General features: G+C 46.4%; 13 protein-coding genes and 1 rRNA gene. All 14 read left to right on the top strand.

The window, feature by feature from the left end; all coding sequences use genetic code 11:
• Nucleotides 1–50 precede the first annotated feature (50 nt).
• The gene (gene rpsO / locus QNM19_RS17125; RefSeq protein ID WP_010385052.1) at nt 51–320 is read left to right on the top strand and encodes a 30S ribosomal protein S15; all 270 of its coding nucleotides are present in this window, start codon (nt 51–53) and stop codon (nt 318–320) included.
• A 272-nt stretch (nt 321–592) separates the two neighbouring features.
• On the top strand, nt 593–2,707 hold the full coding sequence (pnp, locus tag QNM19_RS17130; RefSeq protein WP_049865306.1) for a polyribonucleotide nucleotidyltransferase: 2,115 nt from the start codon (nt 593–595) through the stop codon (nt 2,705–2,707).
• A 111-nt stretch (nt 2,708–2,818) separates the two neighbouring features.
• On the top strand, nt 2,819–3,721 hold the full coding sequence (gene nlpI / locus QNM19_RS17135; protein ID WP_049865307.1) for a lipoprotein NlpI: 903 nt from the start codon (nt 2,819–2,821) through the stop codon (nt 3,719–3,721).
• Nucleotides 3,722–3,725: 4 nt separating this feature from the next.
• Complete coding sequence (locus QNM19_RS17140) at nt 3,726–4,898, top strand: hypothetical protein (protein ID WP_284026987.1); 1,173 nt, start codon at nt 3,726–3,728, stop codon at nt 4,896–4,898.
• A 232-nt stretch (nt 4,899–5,130) separates the two neighbouring features.
• Nucleotides 5,131–7,923: a monovalent cation/H+ antiporter subunit A gene (locus QNM19_RS17145; protein WP_284026988.1), complete on the top strand. Its 2,793-nt coding sequence runs from the start codon at nt 5,131–5,133 to the stop codon at nt 7,921–7,923.
• Entirely contained in the window at nt 7,923–8,297 is a 375-nt protein-coding gene (locus QNM19_RS17150) for a Na+/H+ antiporter subunit C (protein WP_049865309.1), read from the top strand. Before QNM19_RS17145 ends, QNM19_RS17150 begins: the two co-directional genes overlap by 1 nt.
• Complete coding sequence (locus QNM19_RS17155; RefSeq protein ID WP_284026989.1) at nt 8,294–9,805, top strand: monovalent cation/H+ antiporter subunit D; 1,512 nt, start codon at nt 8,294–8,296, stop codon at nt 9,803–9,805. The genes QNM19_RS17150 and QNM19_RS17155 overlap by 4 nt, the downstream gene beginning before the upstream one ends.
• Nucleotides 9,806–10,342 carry a Na+/H+ antiporter subunit E gene (locus QNM19_RS17160; RefSeq protein WP_049866593.1) on the top strand — a complete coding sequence of 179 codons (537 nt, stop codon included), beginning with the start codon at nt 9,806–9,808 and terminating at the stop codon, nt 10,340–10,342.
• Nucleotides 10,336–10,605 carry a K+/H+ antiporter subunit F gene (locus QNM19_RS17165; RefSeq protein ID WP_010385043.1) on the top strand — a complete coding sequence of 90 codons (270 nt, stop codon included), beginning with the start codon at nt 10,336–10,338 and terminating at the stop codon, nt 10,603–10,605. Before QNM19_RS17160 ends, QNM19_RS17165 begins: the two co-directional genes overlap by 7 nt.
• Nucleotides 10,606–10,614: 9 nt before the next feature.
• The gene (locus tag QNM19_RS17170; RefSeq protein ID WP_049866592.1) at nt 10,615–10,944 is read left to right on the top strand and encodes a Na+/H+ antiporter subunit G; all 330 of its coding nucleotides are present in this window, start codon (nt 10,615–10,617) and stop codon (nt 10,942–10,944) included.
• A gap of 269 nt (nt 10,945–11,213) precedes the next feature.
• Nucleotides 11,214–13,328, top strand: coding sequence for a methyl-accepting chemotaxis protein (locus QNM19_RS17175; protein ID WP_284026990.1), 2,115 nt, complete (start codon nt 11,214–11,216; stop codon nt 13,326–13,328).
• Between the two features lie 96 nt (nt 13,329–13,424).
• Nucleotides 13,425–15,365 carry a DNA topoisomerase III gene (locus QNM19_RS17180; RefSeq protein ID WP_284026991.1) on the top strand — a complete coding sequence of 647 codons (1,941 nt, stop codon included), beginning with the start codon at nt 13,425–13,427 and terminating at the stop codon, nt 15,363–15,365.
• A 75-nt stretch (nt 15,366–15,440) separates the two neighbouring features.
• The gene (locus QNM19_RS17185) at nt 15,441–16,298 is read left to right on the top strand and encodes a tetratricopeptide repeat protein (RefSeq protein WP_049866407.1); all 858 of its coding nucleotides are present in this window, start codon (nt 15,441–15,443) and stop codon (nt 16,296–16,298) included.
• 639 nt (nt 16,299–16,937) lie between these two features.
• A 16S ribosomal RNA gene (locus tag QNM19_RS17190) occupies nt 16,938–17,042 on the top strand; the annotation flags it as partial.

Here is a 17,042-nt window from a genome sequence, read left to right on the forward strand (position 1 = left end):
GGCTGAATTAGTGATCGGCTGAAGCATTACTTAAACAATTGGAGTTTATTATGTCACTAAGCAATCAAGAAAAAGCAGAAATCGTAGCAAAATTCGCACGCGCAGAAGGCGACACTGGTTCTCCTGAAGTTCAGGTTGCACTGTTAACTGCTGATATCAACAAGCTACAAGGTCACTTCGCTAACCACAAGCATGACTTCCACTCACGTCGTGGTCTGCTACGTAAAGTAAGCCAGCGTCGTAACCTGCTTGACTACCTTAAAGGTAAGAGCGTAGAGCGTTACTCTGCACTAATCAAAGAGCTTGGCCTACGTCGCTAAGAATTTGATTATTTGTCGGATTTTTATCCGATAAGAAAAAAGGGGCTAAATCGCCCCTTTTTTTGTGGGTATATACTCAGTATACTTATGCCCGAGCCGCCATTCTGGGGGTTCAGCGTCAAGTCTGCAGCCAATTGTAGTGCTTAAGCGGATCATCTAGCTCTGTTTGGTTTAATCTTTTTTATCAAATGGTTAATAGTCTCTTTAGTCCTCTTAAGACTGTAATTGGTCGTTGTTGGCGCTTATATGTTATTTTTGTAAGGAAGATATTTGTGCAAGCAATTATTAAAGAATTCCAACTGGGTCAACACACAGTAACCCTAGAAACTGGTGCCATTGCGCGCCAGGCTGATGGTGCCGTTTTGGCCAGCATTGGCGACACCTCTGTACTTGTCACTGTTGTAGGTAAGCGTGAAGCTGCACCTGGTCAGGACTTTTTCCCTCTGACAGTTAACTATCAGGAAAAAATGTATGCGGCAGGCCGTATCCCTGGTGGCTTCCTGAAGCGTGAAGGTCGTCCTTCAGACAATGAAACACTGATCGCACGTCTGATTGACCGTCCAATCCGTCCTTTATTCCCGGACGGCTTTGTAAACGAAGTACAAGTTATCGCGACAGTGGTTTCTTCAAACCCTGAAATTCAACCAGACATGGTTGCTATGATTGGTACTTCTGCGGCGCTAGCGATTTCTGGCGTGCCGTTCAATGGTCCAATCGGCGCCGTTCGCGTTGGCTTTACTGATGGTCAGTACGTGCTGAACCCGTCAGTAACTGAACTTGAGAAAAGTAAACTTGACCTGGTTGTTGCGGGTACCGAAGGTGCCGTACTGATGGTTGAGTCAGAAGCTGAAATTCTGACTGAAGAAGAAATGCTGGGTGCGGTTGTGTATGGTCATGAGCAATCACAGGCTATCATCCAGGCTGTGAACGAGTTTGCTGCAGAAGCAGGCAAGCCGGCTTGGGACTGGGTTGCACCAGAGAAAAACGTTGAGCTGTCTGACAAAATCGCAGCAATCGCTGAGCAAAAAGTGGGTGACGCTTACCGCATCACTGATAAAGTGGCACGTAAAGACGCACTAAGCGAAGCAAAAGCAGAAGTTGTCGAGAAGCTGACCGCTGAGCTGGCTGAAGACGAAGCGCTGGACGAGCAGGAAGTATCTAAGCTGTTTAGTTCACTTGAAAAGAAAATCGTACGTGGCCGTATCATTGCAGGTGAAAAACGTATCGATGGTCGTGAACCAGACATGGTTCGTGCGCTTGACGTGATGACGGGCGTATTACCACGTACACACGGTTCTGCAATCTTCACGCGTGGTGAAACGCAGGCTTTGGTTACTGCTACCTTAGGTACAGAACGCGATTCACAAATGATGGACAACCTGATTGGCACGCAGAAGCATCACTTCATGCTGCACTACAACTTCCCTCCATTCTGTGTAGGTGAGACAGGTTTCATCGGTTCGCCTAAGCGTCGTGAAATTGGTCACGGTAACCTGGCCAAGCGTGGTGTACAAGCGGTTATGCCAACGCTTGAAGAATTCCCGTACTCTGTGCGTGTGGTTTCTGAGATCACTGAATCAAACGGTTCATCCTCAATGGCGTCTGTATGTGGTACATCACTGGCTCTGATGGATGCGGGTGTACCAATCAAGTCATCTGTTGCGGGTATCGCGATGGGTCTGGTTAAAGAAGGCGAAGACTTTGTTGTTCTATCTGACATCCTGGGTGACGAAGACCACCTGGGTGATATGGACTTTAAAGTAGCGGGTAACAGCGCGGGTGTAACTGCACTTCAGATGGATATCAAGATTGAAGGTATCACAAAAGAAATCATGCAGATCGCACTGCGTCAGGCAAAAGCAGCACGTCTGCATATCCTGAGCGTGATGGACCAGGCAATCGCCAGCCCATCTCAGGACCTGTCTGAGTTCGCACCACGTATCTACACCATGAACATTCCACCGAAGAAGATTGCTGACGTAATCGGTAAAGGTGGCGCGGTGATCCGTCAGCTAACTGAAGAAACGGATACAACCATCGAAATCGAAGACGATGGTACCATTAAGATTGCTGCAACTAACGGCAACAGTGCTAAAGAAGCGATTGCTCGCATCGAAGCGCTTACGGCTGAGTTGGAAGTAGGTACTATCTACACCGGTAAAGTAAACCGTATCGTAGATTTTGGTGCATTCGTAAACGTACTGCCTGGTAAAGATGGCCTGGTACACATTTCACAGATCAGCAAAGAGCGCGTAAACAACGTAGCTGATCACTTGTCTGTTGGACAGGAAGTGAAAGTAAAAGTACTTGAAGTAGACCGCCAGGGTCGTGTGCGTCTGAGCATTAAAGAAGCATTAGAGTCAGATGCGGCACCTGCTGCTGAGTAATATCTGACAAAGAAACAATGAGTTTCGATGAAAGGGGCTGAATGGCCCCTTTTTTTATGCTTTAATATTTGCTCGACAGTAGTAGCGACAAGCGGATCAGAAATTCGCAACATGCCCAAAAGGGGAAATAGATTGAGACTGTTATTATTACCTTTGCTATGTCTGAGCTTACTCGGGTGTCAGTCAACTCAGCAGGCGGCGGATATGCCCAACGTGACGGTACCTTTTGCCGTGCCACTGGCTGCTAATTTTCGTAATGAAATTGCCATCGCCAGGTACAGTGAACTGTTGCAAAACAAAACACTGGATAATGAGCAACAAGCGCAGTTGTTTTATAACCGTGGCATGCTATATGACAGTCTGGGATTATCCACGCTGGCACGTATCGACTTTAATCGTGCAGTTAAGTTAAAGCCAGATTTAGCAGAAGTATACAATTTTTTGGGCATACACCACACACTGCGCCAGGAGTATGGAACCGCTTACGAGATGTTTGATGCAGTACTGGAGCTGAACACGGATCATGAGTACGCTTATTTAAATCGGGGTATCGCGCTGTATTACGGTGAACGCCCGGCACTGGCTGTCAGCGACTTTGAAACCTTCTTAGCACGTTCGCCTCAGGACCCATACCGGCTGATGTGGCTTTATCTTGCAGAATCTAAAGTGGACCCGGTTGCAGCAAAAGCAGCCCTGAAGCAGCACAGCCAGGCTTTGAATAATGATGAATGGGCAACGCAATTGGTCCAGCTTTATTTGAATGAGCTATCTCAGCAAGCCTTTCTCGCGCAAGTGGGAGATGGCGTTAAGTCGCAACAGGAGTTTGCAGAACGCTTGTGTGAGGCCTACTTTTATCTGGCTAAGCGTTATCAGGCTGAGGGAAAAACAGGAAAAGCCATTGAATATTTCAAACTGGCCCTTGCAACTAATGTTTACGAATTTGTAGAACATAAATACGCCCGTCTTGAATTGCAACTTATCGCCGATGAAATGAACCGGGCGGATGTAGGCTGATAGTATGTCTGCCTTGATGCTTCGCTATGTGGTGTTACTGGTCTGTAGCACACTCATAGCGGGCAGCGCCTTTAATCCCTGGCATTTTAACTCTCCCAACGCGCGTCAGGCACAGCTTTCTTTGCTTAAGCGCAGTCCACAGAGCTTTTTCCTTGATGTCCGACGAGCAGGTCTGCTGTTACCTGAGCTGTCTGACGACACGGTACTGACGCTACGCAAGCTGGATGAGCCCTCGGCGGCTTTTGAATGGGCTATCCGACTGGTTGAACAAGGTCACTTAGATACGGCGCTCCTGCTTGCCAGTGCGCATTGGGAGGCCACCTCCGCGCAAGCACATCTGCGTTTACTGAAGTCACTAACAACGGCGCAAGCAGTGTCTGAGGTTAATCAGTTAGCATCACAATTCGTACTGCCGCAACCTTATTTTACGCTATCACAGGTTATGCAGGGCGCTTCTGCCAGCATGCTGGCATCAGATGATTTACAGCAATTGACTATCAGAACGGTGAATGAGCTTCATTGGGATGATGCAAAGTGCATACGTCGGGTGGCCATGTTGAGTGATTCCTGGCTGGGCCTTAAGAAGTTGCAACGGTTGAAAGCGCAATACCTTGCTGCTCCTTTACCCCATTCGGGCAGCTATTGTTTTGCAGAGCCCGTATATATGGGTTCTGACTTACAATGCCATCTCAAGGCACAAAAGTTTGCTTATTGCGATCTTGCTGCATTGCCCGGCAGCGAGTACTGGTCATCTGCCGATCATCTTGTACTGATGACAAAACATGGCGATGCGAATGTCAGTCGTGGCGTGATGACATTAAACTTAAACAGCGATTATGCCGTGTTTATCCATGAGCTGATGCACTTCAGTGGCTTTGAGGATGAATATGCGATTGGAGAGGCGAAAGCACAATGGTTATGTGCAACCCCGGGGTATAAAGCACCTAACTTATATGTTGGCACTACACCGCCTAAGGGGTGGTATCCCAGCCAGAGCTGTGAGGCCGGGCTGTTATCTGCCTTTAAGCCCCAGCAGGCTATGTCTAACATGCAATATCAGAGTCTGGCCTTGTCTACACGATATAAGGAACTCTGGTTATTGGCATTTCAGCAACAGCGCGATAAACCCACAGACTTTCAGCGATTTATTCAGGTTAAATTAGCTGCCAAGGGTTAAAAGCCCAGTTTATTTATGAATTTAATCTGAATTGTTTGTAAATGTTGGCTAAAATGGCAGCGTATAGAGCGCGAAAGTCTAGACAACTCAAATACTAATCAAGTATAACTGGTAAGCGTTATGTGTGATAAAAACGTGCGCAAAATAAATCAGATAGTCTATGCATAACACTTGCTACACACTGCGCGCTGTTCCGTTTATTTACGGTTATTGAAGATAAAAGGTTTTCTTTATGACATTGCTTTGGATACCCTTGCTATCCTTATTAGGCAGTTTACTCTCATCATTAACAGGTAAACTATCCCGCAATCAATCGACTGCGGTAACTTTACTTGCGCCCGGAATTGCACTTGCGCTGGCGTGCTACATGGCACCCGGCGTGTTTGCCAATGAACAGCTGCGGACCACCATAGAGTGGATCCCGTTGTTGGGCTTAGAACTCTCATTCCGCTTAGATGGTTTGTCTTTGTTGTTCGTGTTCCTGATCCTGGGCATCGGCATTTTGGTGATCTTCTATGCGCGTTACTATTTAAGTAGCAACGACTCCATGCCTAAGCTCTATGCTTACTTAATGCTGTTTATGACGGCGATGCTGGGCATCGTAATGTCGAACAACGTACTGCAATTATGGCTGTTCTGGGAATTGACCAGTATCAGCTCATTTTTGTTGATAAGTTATTGGTGGCACAAGTCTGAAGCCCGAAAAGGCGCCAAAATGGCTCTGGCGATAACTGGCGGTGGCGGTTTGGCGCTGCTGGCTGGCTTATTGCTGCTGGGTGACATTGTTGGCAGCTACGACTTGGATATTATCTTAGCGAGCCGTGAGCTTATCCAGGCACACGATTTATATGAGCTGGCGCTCGTTTTGGTATTACTCGGCGCATTTACTAAATCTGCGCAGTTCCCATTTCATTTCTGGTTGCCTCATGCCATGGCAGCACCTACACCAGTAAGTTCTTACTTACACTCGGCGACTATGGTGAAAGCGGGTATCTTCTTGCTGGCACGTTTCTATCCTGCGCTGGCAGGCACTGAAATTTGGTTTATTCTGGTTGGTCTCACGGGTCTTGCAACTTTACTGGTTGGCGCATATATCGCGCTGTTTAAGCATGATCTAAAAGGACTATTGGCATTTTCAACGATCAGTCATTTAGGTTTAATCACACTGCTATTGGGATTGGATACCGAGTTGGCCACCGTCGCCGCCATATTCCATATCATTAACCATGCAACCTTTAAAGCTTCACTGTTTATGGCAACGGGTATCATAGATCATGAAACTGGTACGCGAGATATGCGTAAGCTTAATGGCATGTGGCGATTTATGCCTTACACCGCGACTCTGGCAATGGTCGCGGCGGCGGCAATGGCAGGGGTCCCGTTATTGAACGGTTTCTTGTCAAAAGAAATGTTCTTCGCAGAAACTTTGCATCAGCAATTGCTCGGTTCAATGTCCTGGTTGATCCCAATTCTGGCAACGATTGCGGGTGCCTTTTCAGTGGCATATTCGGCTCGCTTTATCCATGACGTGTTTTTCAATGGTGAACCCGTTGACTTACCGAAAGAGCCTCATGAAGCACCGCGTTATATGCGTGTGCCGATCGAGGTTCTGGTTGCACTCTGTCTGATTGTGGGCATGTTCCCGGGCTTTATCGTCAGTGATATCCTAAATGTTGCTTCTGCATCTGTATTAGGTGGCGATCCGCCGCAATTTAAGATTGCTATCTGGCATGGTTTTAATTTACCTCTGCTGATGAGCGGAATAGCCGTGTGCGGTGGTTTGCTAATCTATACTCAGCGTCGTTATTTGTTTGCATTCCAGGCATCGTTGCCGCCTATTAATGCCAAAAAAGGCTTTGAACATACCATGTCTAAAGTGGTTGGCTGGAGTCGAGCCCGTATTGATGCGATAGAAAATGGCTCTTTGCAACGTTATTTAATGTTGATGTTGATGGTGGTGCTGTTGAGCGCTGGTTGGCCGCTGTTTGAAATGAGCCAGTTAGTTGGTGAAAGCAAACCAACCCCCATTGATGTGCATAATGCCATTGGTGCGGGCTTGTTGATGATAGGTGCAATTGGTACTGTGATCTGGCATCGCACTCGGATGGTTGCCTTGTTGATGATTTCGGTTGTGGGTCTAATGGTTGCCGTTGCGTTTACACGCTTCTCAGCACCGGATCTGGCGCTGACGCAGTTGACGGTTGAAGTGGTCACTATCATTCTGCTGATGCTTGCACTGTTCTTCCTGCCACAAAAAACGCCCAAAGAAAGCAGCTCTGTGCGCGTGTTACGCGATTTGGGCATTGCCTCTGCGATTGGCGTGATTGTGGGTAGTATTTGTTATGCCCTGATCACACGTCCTTTGAGCTCGATTTCAGATTTCTTCCTCGCAAACGCGAAGACTGGTGGTGGTGGTACCAACGTGGTAAATGTTATCCTGGTCGACTTCCGTGGCTTTGATACCTTAGGCGAGATTATCGTATTAGGTATTGCTGCCCTGGGAATTTATAAATTGCTAATAAACCTGCCGCTGTTTATGCCGGGCAGCGATTCAGAAGGCCGTCCATGGGCACGCGAACGTTACCCAATTTTGTTGGCGTCTATTTCTCAAAGCCTGCTGCCTCTGGCGTTAATGGTGTCGGTTTATATCTTCCTGCGCGGTCATAACTTACCTGGTGGTGGTTTCATTGCTGGCTTGGTTACAGCCATCGCATTTATATTGCAGTACATTGCGCATGGGTCTAACTGGATCTCGGAGCGCTTTACGCTCAACTATCGGAAGATCATTGCGTCAGGTATTGCTATTGCGATGATTTCAGGCTTGGGTAGCTGGGCATTTGACCGTCCATTCCTGACCAGTTGGTTTGATTACTTTGATATACCGGTGATTGGTGAGATAGAGCTTGCCAGTGCATTGGTATTTGACTTGGGTGTGTATATTACGGTTGTTGGCGCGACGTTGATGATCCTGGCAAGTCTGGGTAAGTTGACAGCCAATGCACCTAAAGAAGAGGTAAATATTTAATGGAGCTATTGTATTCATCCTGCGTGGGCCTGTTAGTGGCCTGCGGAGTGTTCCTGATTTTACGTGCCCGGACGTTTCCCGTGGTGCTGGGTCTAACTATGTTGTCTTACGCGGTAAACTTGTTTTTGTTTGCCTCGGGTCGGTTGACCATGAACAAAGCTGCAGTGTTAGGTTATAGCGACGGTTATGCTGATCCTCTGCCCCAGGCATTGGTGTTAACTGCGATAGTAATCGGGTTTGCGATGACGGCATTTGTGGTCATTCTGGCTATTAGAGGCCGTGCAGACTTAGGAAATGACCATGTAAATGGTATCGAAGCAAATACGGCTACACGCAACAGTGGTTCTCAGCGTAAGGAGCAAGGCAAAGCATGATGCAGCATTTAACTTCCTTGCCAGTATTATTACCTATGCTGGCTGCTATCTTTATGTTGATGCCGCCATGTGGTAAGAACCTCAGAGCACGGCGTATTGTGTCTGTCGGTATGGGGGCGCTCACAACAGTGGCATCGGTAATTTTGCTGTTGATGACTCGCGAGCATGGTACTTCAGTCTATGCGATTGGTAACTGGTCTGCGCCATTTGGTATTGTCCTGATTGCCGATCCTCTGTCCGCATTACTGGTTACTTTGACATCTTTTCTGGGTCTGGTATGTGGCTTATATAGCTGCGCTGGTGACGATGAACGTGGCAGCTTTTTCCACCCGCTTCTTCATTTCCTGGTTTTGGGGGTCAATGGAGCGTTTTTGACAGGGGATGCGTTTAACCTGTTCGTCTTCTTTGAAGTCCTGTTGATCGCGTCATATTCTTTGCTGATGCACGGTGGTGATAAGCGTAATACGCGTGCTGCTTTGCAGTATGTGATCCTGAATCTGGTCGGTTCTTCAGTTTTCCTGATAGCGCTTGGGATCCTGTACGGTACGCTGGGTACATTAAACATGGCAGATATGGCGCAAAAAGTGACACAGCTGCAAGGTGACGATGTTTATCTGGCCAAGATTGGTGGGCTGTTGTTGTTGGTCGTATTTGCGCTTAAAGGTGCGTTACTTCCTCTTCATCTGTGGCTACCTAACACCTATTCTACGGCGATGCCTGTGGTGGCGGCATTGTTCGCTATTATGACCAAAGTGGGCGTGTACTCTATGATGCGTGTGTACACGCTGATTTTTGGCGAAGAAGCCGGTGAACTGAGCCATATGGCGCAAAACTGGCTTTGGTGGCTGGCGATTGCGACGATTGTGATGGGGGCGATAGGGGTATTGGCGAGCCAGGATTTAAGAAAAATGGTGGCCAACTTGGTGGTTGTATCTGTTGGTACTTTGGTGGCACTGGTCGCCGTACAAACTGTGCAAAGTAGTGCGGCAGCGATTTATTACCTGGTGCATTCGACTTTGGTCAGTGCAGCACTGTTCCTGCTAGCAGACTTAATTGCCCGCCAAAGAGGTAAGGTAGCTGACAGGATCACTGCAGGTCGCCCGGTTTCTCAGCCGTTATTGCTTGGCGGTGCATTCTTGGTTGCTGCGGTCGCCGTGATTGGTATGCCGCCTCTATCCGGGTTTGTAGGTAAGGTTTGGATCCTGAGATCAACGCTGGATACACCTTATGGGAACTGGTTTTGGTTAGTTTATCTGGTAGCAAGCCTGGCGATTCTGGTGTCGGTTTCAAAAGCGGGCAGCACCGTGTTTTGGCATCAGACGGGCAAAGGTGATAGCGAACAGGAACGGGCGCATCCGGCGCAAGTGTGTGCTGTAATGCTACTGGTATTGTGCACACCGTTAATGGTGATTTTTGCAGGCCCATTGAGTGAATATGCGCTGCTGGCAGCTCAGGAGTTACATGATTTCACCGGGTTACTGCAAGACGTGTTGGGAGGAGTACACTAAATGCGTTTGGAAGCAAAATATAGATGGTTGCCAACGCCGTTCCGCAGCCTGATGTTATTTATCGTGTGGCTATTGCTCAATAACACGGTTGCACCGGGACATTTGATCTTGGGGGCCATCCTGGCTGTTGCAATTCCGCTTGCTACATTTCCATTTCGTACTAAACAGCCTTTGGTACTGAAACCGGGTAAGGCACTGCAATACTTGTTGCTGGTATTGTATGACATCTTAATGGCAAATATCGAAGTAGCCATTAAAATCCTGGGGCCAACCCGAAAGCTGAAACCCGGGTTTGTCAAAGTGCCGATTGATTTAGCACAGTCGATGCCGATTACTATTTTGGCCAGCACGGTGTCTCTTACACCTGGTACTGTGAGTGCAGAGGTCTATCCTTGGCCTGAAGATATGGCGGAAGATGCTGAACCGCAACAACGTTATTTGTTGATCCATGTGCTTGACCTAGACGACGAAGCGGAGTTGATCGACACGATTAAAACGCGTTATGAAAAACCTATTAAGGAGATCTTTGCATGTTAGAGACGGTGATTTTGATTGTCTTTGCGATGATCGGTGTGTCTTTGTTACTAAATTTGTGGCGACTGGTCGTTGGGCCTTCCATTCCAGATCGTATACTCGCTTTGGATACCATGTACATCAATACCATCGCCTTGATAGTGCTTTACGGCATGAACATGGGCACGTCGCTGTATTTTGAGGCGGCGTTGTTGATAGCCTTGCTTGGCTTTGTGAGTACAGTGGCTGTTTGCAAATATTTGCTGCGCGGCGATATCATTGAATAGGAGCACCGAATGATGGAATGGGTTATTTCATTACTATTATTGTTAGGCGGTAGCCTGATATTGGTAGGGTCGATTGGTTTGGTAAAAATGCCCGATTTCTTTATGCGTTTGCATGGCCCAACAAAAGCAACCACACTGGGTATGGCGTGTCTGCTATTTGCTGCTATGGCCTACTATGGGTTTTACGGTGAAGGTGTAAGTGTGAAAGAGATACTCATCTCAATGTTCTTACTTATTACCGCCCCTATCAGTGGCTACATGTTAATTAAATCAGCTATCCACCATAGGTTAGATAGTATTGAGTCGACTCGTGGTAAAGATAATATCGAGGAAGACTAAGCCACCTTCTAATATGAGCCGCTGTTGCGTTTAAGCAGCGGCTCGTCTCTTTGTATATCCATTCAATAGAAACCACTGAGCTACCGTTTTTTCCATCACATCGATATAGCCCTGGCAAGTGTACAAATAATGCACCAATCATATTTGGCGTAAAAAAAATATCGGAATAGTGTAGTCATAATTACTTAAAGCTGTCATTTTAGAATACGCAAGAGAGCGTAACTTTTGCTAAAGTTACCCGAATAAACAACCGTTTGTGAGTGTTTTATATGCAGCATATGTCCATCAAGAAAAAGCTTATCCTGTTTGTGATTACTTTGGTTACAGCCCTTGTTGCTTTGTTGGTATCAACCATGTGGATGAACCTGCAAAAAGAAAACAAAGTACAAAGCGAACAGCTACGAGAGCTGGCATACCAAGAGATTAGAACGGGCTTAACTGCACAGGGGCAATACTATGCGCAGCAGGTTGCCGCATTTATAAACTCGGCATATCGGGTACCTTATACTCTGGCTGGAGCATTGAAAGAAACTTCTGTCCAGGACCCGCTCGAACGTACCCAGGTACAGGATCTGGTAGCAGGTGCATTAAAACAAAATCAATTTGTATCTTCTATGTATGCTCAGTTTGAGCCAAACGGCTATGACCAGCAAGACCAGGCTCATAAATCCGGCGCGAGTCACTCGGCCCCGGGAGCGGGGACCCTTGAGTTATATTTCACGCGTGACTCAAGTGGTATTACTCAACACCAGATCGAGTCAGCAGCTGACAAGTACTTAGATAAGCGTAACGAATTTGGTTTGCGGGAGGCTGAATGGTATCTGTGTGCACGCGACAGTGTTGCCCCCTGTATTATGGAACCCTACCTGTACGAAATTTCTCCAGGCAATAAAATGCTGATGACGTCATTAACGGTGCCAGTGGACATCAATGGGCGTTTTCAGGGGTTGGTTGGCGTGGATGTAAATTTACCCGTTTTTCAGCAGTTAGTAGACGAGTTGTCTGGCTCTCTTTACCAAGGCCAGGCGAAAGTGACTTTACTCAGTAGTTTAGGCTTGGTAGTGGGTGCCAGTCATTATGATAAACTTGCCAGGCCCTTGAAAGAATCCATTAGCTCAGATGTGGCAGATAAACTGCTGAATTTACATCAGGAGGGCGGGTTTAGTGAGATGGATGATATGCTTGCTATTGCGGTGCCTATTGAAATTGAGCTCGCTAATACAACCTGGTCTTTGGTGATTGAATTGCCCAGGGATGTTGCATTGGCCTCAGTAACCCAAATAGAACAACAGATTGAAGCGTCGACTAATTCATTAGGGCGCTGGATGCTGTTGTTAGGAACTCTGGTTGCGGCAGTTGCCTTGGGTTTGGCGCTGGTATTGATTAATACCATTGTTGGACCATTAACTTATATTGAGGAACGGGTTGAGAGTCTGGCTTCCAGCGAGGGTGATCTGACTCATAAGCTTGAGGTAAGTCATCATGCTGAGCTGATATCCCTTGCACATGGTTTTAATCGCTTCACTGAAAAACTAAGAAGTATGATTATTGACCTCAAAGAGTTAGCCGAGGAATCATATACTCAATCACATAAAACCACAGAAGCCGCGATCAATATTAAAAACAAGGTATCGAATCAGCATCTTGAAATAGACAGTGTCGTTACTGCCATCAACGAGTTAAGTGCAACGGCGACAGAAGTGGCCAGGGCATCAGAAAAAGCGGCTTTGAGTACAAATCATGCTGTTGAAACGGTCCAGAGTAGTGAGCGCAGTATTGTCAGAACGACAGAGACCGTGCAGGAAATTGCCGAGCAGGTTTTAGACGCCAAAAATGCATTCGGTAAAGTCTCTGAGCGCAGCGGTGATATCTCCAAAATTCTGGATGTGATCCGAGCCATTGCTGAGCAAACGAATCTACTGGCACTTAATGCTGCGATAGAAGCGGCTCGAGCTGGAGAGCAAGGCCGGGGCTTTGCTGTGGTTGCTGACGAAGTCAGGGCGCTGGCCTCAAAAACACAAGCTTCAACTGATGACATCAGCAAGCTGATCGACAACCTTCAGGGCGAAGTGACCGGCTCAGAGCAGATCATTGAAAGAACGGTCAGCCAAGGTGAGCTGGCGGTTTCGTACTGCCAGGAATCCGCTGAGCTGATGAGTAGTTTAGTGGGAGAGTTAAGCAGCATTTCGAATGAAGTAACACAAATCGCGACGGCAGCAGAAGAGCAAAGTATGGTGACTGAGGAAATCAGCACTAACACGACGGGTATTTCTGATGCGGCGGCTGAGTTGTCTGGTTTCGCGGATGAGGTAGAGCAGGCGGCGAGTGCAATGACTTATATAGTGGAACAAAAACACAAGCAGTTAAACTTACTGAAAACTTAAGTCCCTCCTCAATCTCTTTGTCCGATTGAGTCAGCTCTGGCAATTGCTGTCAGAGTTGACTATCATAACTGTAAATACATACAGTTATTTTAAAGAATGAAACTTTATATTGCCGAAAAACCTTCTCTGGGTAGAGCCATTGCAGACGTTTTGCCTAAGCCACATAAAAAGCACGATGGTTATATTGAGGTAGCCAACGGAGACTGTGTTACCTGGTGTATCGGTCATTTGTTAGAACAAGCCGCGCCTGAGGACTATGATCCAAAATATAAGAAATGGCAAATGGCGCATTTGCCCATTGTACCGGAACATTGGCAGTTCAAGGCAAAGCCCAAAACCAAAAAACAACTGAGTATTGTGAAAAAGCTTGTCAAACAGGCTGACAGCCTGGTCCATGCGGGCGATCCAGATAGAGAAGGTCAGTTACTCGTTGATGAGGTGCTGCAGGAGGCGAAGTTATCCGAGCGTAAAAAACAGTCGACTCAGCGACTTCTGATCAGCGACTTAAACCCATCGGCGGTAAAAAAAGCGTTAAATCAAATGCGTGCTAATCAGGAATTCGTCCCTTTAAGTGTGTCTGCTTTAGCCAGAGCGCGGGCAGATTGGCTGTATGGTATGAACCTGACAAGAGCTTATACCTTGGTAGGACAAAAAGCGGGTTTTCAAGGCGTGCTCTCGGTTGGCAGGGTACAAACGCCTGTTCTTGGGTTGGTTGTGAGGCGTGACATGGAAATCGACAATTTTGTGTCTAAACCCTTTTTTGAAGTACTGGCCCACGTTCGAAAAAATGATGGAAGTGAGTTCAGTGCGAAGTGGAAACCCAGTGAAGCTTGCCAGCCATATATGGATGAAGAGGGCCGGGTGTTGGTGAAAGCTTTGGCTGAAAATGTGGCGGCAAGGATCCATGCTCAGGATGCGCAAGTAAAGAAAATCGAAGCAAAGCCCAAAAAGCATAACCCTCCTTTGCCCTACAACTTGTCTGCATTGCAAATTGATGCGAACAAACGATTTGGTATGTCCGCAAAGCAGGTATTGGATGTTTGTCAGGCGCTTTATGAAAAGCACAAACTGATTACGTATCCCCGCTCTGATAATCGATATATACCGGCAGGTCATTTCGCTGAGGCCTCCCAGGTGCTTGGGGCTGCGTTAAATAACCAAGGGTTAACAGAAGAGAAGGTGAACGACGCCAATCTCAGCCTGAAAAGTAAATGCTGGAACGACGCTAAAGTTGAGGCACATCACGCCATCATTCCAACAGCAAAGAAATTAAAAACGGCTCAGTTAGGTCAATATGAACTGCAAGTTTATCAATTGATAAGTACCCAGTATCTTGCGCAGTTTTATCCAGCCTATCGATATACTGAGACTAGAGTCGAGTTAGAAATTGCCGGTGGTGTGTTTGTAGCAAAAGCAGAACAAATCGTAGAGCTAGGCTTTAAGCGGCTATTCAAAACAGAAGAAAAGAAACAAGTAATTTTGCCTCGGTTAGAATTGGGTGAGCTATTACACTGCTTTAAAGGAGAAGTGATTGAGAAACATACCCAACCACCCAGTCACTTTACAGAAGCAACCTTGTTAAGTGCGATGACAGGTATTGCCAGGTTTGTCGCCAATACTGAGATCAAAAAAGTGCTAAAAGAAACCGATGGACTGGGCACGGAAGCAACCCGAGCCGGGATTATCGACTTGTTGTTCAAAAGAGGATTTTTACAACGCAATGGTAAGAGTATCCGATCAACAGAGTTAGGAGTGGCTCTGATAAAGACGTTACCAGAAGATGTTTCTTTGCCTGACAGAACGGCTTTATGGGAATCGCAGCTGGCGAAAATTGCGATGAAAGAGCAGCCTTACCAAACTTTTATGAACCCTCTTGAAAAAGAAATCGCAGGTTTTATTGAGCGTGCCTGTGTAAGTGACAGTACATTATTCACTGGACTAAAAAGCAGCAGAGCTGGTTCGAAACCTTCATTTTCTAAAAAAAGGTCGAGGAAGCGTGCCTCAACGAAAAGTAGTCGTCGAAAATCAGCAGCGTAATCAGATTTTAAATTTGCCTTGCAATTAATGAGGATGTCACCATATAAATAACCAAATATCATAGCTGGTTTGAACATGGAAAATAAAATTTCACTTACACCGGAAAACATCCAACAGGTTTTAGCATCTGGGGATCCAGAAAAACTCGTATTAATGACCTTCTTCAGTGCACAAGAGCCCAACTGTCTTGCGCAAGCTGGTATTCTTGATGCGCTTGCGCAGCAATATCCGAATAACTTGGTGGTGGCAACTGTTGATTGTGATCAGCAGCAAATGCTTGCTTCCCAGCTAGCGCAGCAAGTCGGCCTTCAGGCGTTGCCGACATTGGTAATTCTAAAAGGGGGCACGCCTGTCGATGTGCTACCTGGAGCTAAGTCACAGGAAGAGATTTCCAAAGTGCTCTCTGAGCATTTGCCTTCTCCAGAATTGATTTTACTTGATCAGGCTAAGCAAGCTCTTGCCAGTGGCGAGTTGAATGAGGCATTTGCTTTGGCCAAGCAAGCTTATGGCGTAGCAAAAGAAAACCCAAGAGTTCTATTGGTATTTGCAGACATCTGTATCCAGATAAAGAAAGTAGAAGAGGCTGAAGCGCTACTAGGATCTGTACCAGAGGAAGCTCGGGATGCGTATTTCACCAATTTAAGTTCTAAACTTGAGCAAGCAAAAGAAGCTCAGGAATCACCGGAACTTAAGCGACTGTTGGCTGAAGTCGAATCGGCGCCGGGCGATCTGTCTGTATTGTGCCAGTTAGCTCAGGCCCAGGTTGATGCGGGTAAAAAAGCAGAAGCATTGGAAAGCCTGCTTACTGTACTAAGAAAAGACATGAACTTCGGAGAAGCTAAAAAGGGCTACCTGGACATTATTGCATCCTTGCCAGAAGGTGATGAGGTAGCAATGCGTTACCGTCGTAAGCTGTACAGCCTTTTATACTAATCATTTCTATTTTCGAATATGGCGCTAAAAAAAGCGTCATATTTTCTTGCGTCTCTTCTGAAATGTACAATACTTAGATCCCCTAGCAATTGTTTTGTGTCAAATGGGTGAATATTTGATGACAAAACCAGCTATTTTGATGTGTTTAGTACGTAATTTAATCAAAGGTGTGGTTTTTATCACTTTTCTTCAGAAAAAGGTTGCGTCGGGTTTCGATTTCCCTATAATGCGCATCCACCGACACGGAGCACAACGCTGAAAAGCAACGAGTTAAGTGAAGGGAAAGCCAAACGGAAAGCTTAATTAAGAAAAATTAAATTTTCTAGTTGACTTTAAAAGTGAAGCGGTTAATATGGCGCTCCACTTCGCAGCCAGGCTGCAGTAACTAACGAAGCTTAGTTACACCGGGTAACCGGTTTATGTTCTTTAAAAATATGAAGCAATCATCTGTGTGGGCACTCGTACAGGTTGAGTTCTAACAGCGAAATTCAGTTTACTGAATAACGCACAAAAATTTAGAGTCTCAATTGAACTGAGTGACCAACGGAATAAACATAGTTTATTCAGCACAGTCAATTCGATTCGAAAGAATCAAAATCAGAATTCAATGAGCGCGAAACTTAGGTTTCAAAAAACTTTTAATTGAAGAGTTTGATCATGGCTCAGATTGAACGCTGGCGGCAGGCCTAACACATGCAAGTCGAGCGGTAACATTTCTAGCTTGCTAGAAGATGACGAGCGGCG

The organism is Pseudoalteromonas ardens (assembly GCF_030125445.1).
Taxonomy (GTDB): domain Bacteria; phylum Pseudomonadota; class Gammaproteobacteria; order Enterobacterales; family Alteromonadaceae; genus Pseudoalteromonas; species Pseudoalteromonas ardens.

Coding starts and splice junctions, on each gene's coding strand:
- rpsO (WP_010385052.1), top strand. CDS start 51: ATGTCACTAAGCAATCAAGAAAAAGCAGAAATCGTAGCAAAATTCGCA.
- nlpI (WP_049865307.1), top strand. CDS start 2,819: ATGCCCAAAAGGGGAAATAGATTGAGACTGTTATTATTACCTTTGCTA.
- QNM19_RS17140 (WP_284026987.1), top strand. CDS start 3,726: ATGTCTGCCTTGATGCTTCGCTATGTGGTGTTACTGGTCTGTAGCACA.
- QNM19_RS17145 (WP_284026988.1), top strand. CDS start 5,131: ATGACATTGCTTTGGATACCCTTGCTATCCTTATTAGGCAGTTTACTC.
- QNM19_RS17150 (WP_049865309.1), top strand. CDS start 7,923: ATGGAGCTATTGTATTCATCCTGCGTGGGCCTGTTAGTGGCCTGCGGA.
- QNM19_RS17155 (WP_284026989.1), top strand. CDS start 8,294: ATGATGCAGCATTTAACTTCCTTGCCAGTATTATTACCTATGCTGGCT.
- QNM19_RS17160 (WP_049866593.1), top strand. CDS start 9,806: ATGCGTTTGGAAGCAAAATATAGATGGTTGCCAACGCCGTTCCGCAGC.
- QNM19_RS17165 (WP_010385043.1), top strand. CDS start 10,336: ATGTTAGAGACGGTGATTTTGATTGTCTTTGCGATGATCGGTGTGTCT.
- QNM19_RS17170 (WP_049866592.1), top strand. CDS start 10,615: ATGATGGAATGGGTTATTTCATTACTATTATTGTTAGGCGGTAGCCTG.
- QNM19_RS17175 (WP_284026990.1), top strand. CDS start 11,214: ATGCAGCATATGTCCATCAAGAAAAAGCTTATCCTGTTTGTGATTACT.
- QNM19_RS17180 (WP_284026991.1), top strand. CDS start 13,425: ATGAAACTTTATATTGCCGAAAAACCTTCTCTGGGTAGAGCCATTGCA.
- QNM19_RS17185 (WP_049866407.1), top strand. CDS start 15,441: ATGGAAAATAAAATTTCACTTACACCGGAAAACATCCAACAGGTTTTA.